The sequence below is a fragment of the Vagococcus sp. genome, assembly GCF_036639995.1.
In the GTDB taxonomy this organism is placed as follows: domain Bacteria; phylum Bacillota; class Bacilli; order Lactobacillales; family Vagococcaceae; genus Vagococcus.
Map to the genome: position 1 here is coordinate 1,778 of NZ_JAVWHO010000067.1, position 2,087 is coordinate 3,864.

The window sequence follows — 2,087 nt, forward strand, 5'->3', positions numbered from 1 at the left end:
CCTTGTAAATTATCACCAGCATCCACTAAGATGTTATTAGGATTTTTAGCTCTTTCTTGTTTTACCAAAGTACCGATTTTAGCAAATCCTAAGTCAGCTTCTTTGTCATCTTCATAAGACCAATCCCAAACATTACCATGAACGTCTGACGTTCCCAAAACTGTTAATTTTTTAGTTTCTTTACCAGCTTCATCTGGCTTAGTAACCTCTTTTTCAGTTTCTTTAACTTCTACTTCTTTTTTGTTGTCATCTTTCTTTTCTGCTTCTTTATTAACTGGTTCATCAGCTGCTTGGATATTTATTTTATCCTTTTCAACTGGTTGTGTTTCAGCTAAAACTGTTGCAGTTGGAACAACAGCACCTAAAACTAAAAATGAAAGCATTGATACGTTAACTTTTTTTAACCAATTATTACTTTTCAATTTAATTCCTCCAATCATTTTTTTGATGCAAAAAACGTAAACCGGTTTACCAACTCATAAATCAACTCCTCAGCATTATTATGATACCCCTTACATTGTACCAAATTTTCAAAAAAAATCTACATAACATACATAATTTTAATGAATATATTGCAAAAAAAAGACAGACACTCAAAATGTCTGTCTTTTCTTCTTGTTATTTTATGCCCAGTTACCATTTCTAAATACTGGAACCACTGAACCATCTTCACGAATGCCATCAACGTCCATTTTATCTGAACCTATCATGAAATCCACGTGATTTTGGCTGCGATTCAAGCCAATTTTTTCAAGGTCTTCTTCACTCATATCAACACCATCTTTGATATTAAATGCATAACCATTACCAATAGCTAAGTGGTTAGACGCATTTTCATCAAATAAAGTGTTGTAGAAAGTAATACCTGATTGAGAAATTGGAGAAGGATCTGGAACAAGAGCTACCTCACCTAATCGTTTAGAACCTGGGTCCATATTGATTAAATGATTAAGAACTTCTTCTCCTTCTTTTGCTTCAGCTTTAACGATTTCACCATTTTCAAAGTGGAATGTCATATCAATTAATGTTGTTCCACCGTAGCTTAATGGTTTTGTACTTGTTACATAACCATCTGCTACACGGCAATCTGGTGCTGTGAAGACTTCTTCTGTTGGCATATTTGCCATGAATTCTTCACCTGTAGCATTAATACTTCTCGCACTATCCCAGACATGATTTTTTGGCAAACCAACTGTCAAGTCTGTACCAGGAGCTGTGTAATGTAATTTTGCGAATTGTTCTTTGTTAAGCATGTCCGCTTTTTCTCTAAGTAAAGCTTCGTGTTTTTGCCATGCTTCGATTGGACTATCTTCATAAACTTTAGTTGCTTTAAAAATAGCATCCCATAAAGCGTCAACTTGTTCTTCTTCAGTTGCTAGTTCAGGGAAAACTTTTTTCGCCCATTCAGCGCCTGATGCAGCTACAACCGTCCAACTAATTTTGTTTGATTGCCCTGCTTGACGTAAATTAAATAATAATTTACGGTCAAATTTTTGATACAAACCAACTCTTTCTGAAGGAACGCCAGATAAAGCGTCAGGGTTTGCTGAAACCACACTAATTCTTGATGCTTTTTTGTCAACCCAATCTTGAACTTCTGCTAATTGATAATCAGCAACCGTTTCTAAAGCAACAGCTTCTTTATGAGCCACTGTTTCTTTCAAAATTTCGTCGTCATTCCATCTGACAATTACTTCTTTAGCGCCTAATTCATACGCTTTTTTAGTAATTAAACGAGCTAGTGGAGCTTGCGTTACTGAAATTTCTAAAATAACACTATGATTGTCACTTACGTTAACTCCAGTTTTTACAATTAATTCAGCATACTTGTCTAAATAATGATTAAATTGATCCATCTCAAAGACTCCTTCTAAAATATTATTTTATTTTTGTTTCTTTTCATAACGAGTATACATCACATATGCAATGACACCAAATAATACAGGTCCTAAAATTGAGAAAATTGTTTCTCTCACATTACCATTCAATGAAGGATTGATAATAGTAAAGACGTTAGCAAATCCAACAACAAACGTTACACTAAATACTGCAATCTTATAGAATGACGGTGATTTGTAAATTTCAAA

Annotated in this window: 1 protein-coding gene and 2 pseudogenes; all 3 read right to left on the minus strand. The window is 34.1% G+C overall.

What is annotated here, in order from left to right; translation table 11 throughout:
- Positions 1–422 (minus strand): annotated as a pseudogene (locus RR554_RS11600) (hypothetical protein); the annotation flags it as partial.
- Positions 423–623: 201 nt separating this feature from the next.
- Complete coding sequence (locus RR554_RS11605) at positions 624–1,856, minus strand: aminopeptidase (RefSeq protein ID WP_332464496.1); 1,233 nt, start codon at positions 1,854–1,856, stop codon at positions 624–626.
- 27 nt (positions 1,857–1,883) lie between these two features.
- Positions 1,884–2,087, minus strand: a pseudogene (locus RR554_RS11610) (glutamate/gamma-aminobutyrate family transporter YjeM); the annotation flags it as partial.

Excerpts from the sequence above, each read along its gene's own strand:
- RR554_RS11605 (WP_332464496.1), bottom strand. The coding sequence starts at position 1,856 with ATGGATCAATTTAATCATTATTTAGACAAGTATGCTGAATTAATTGTA.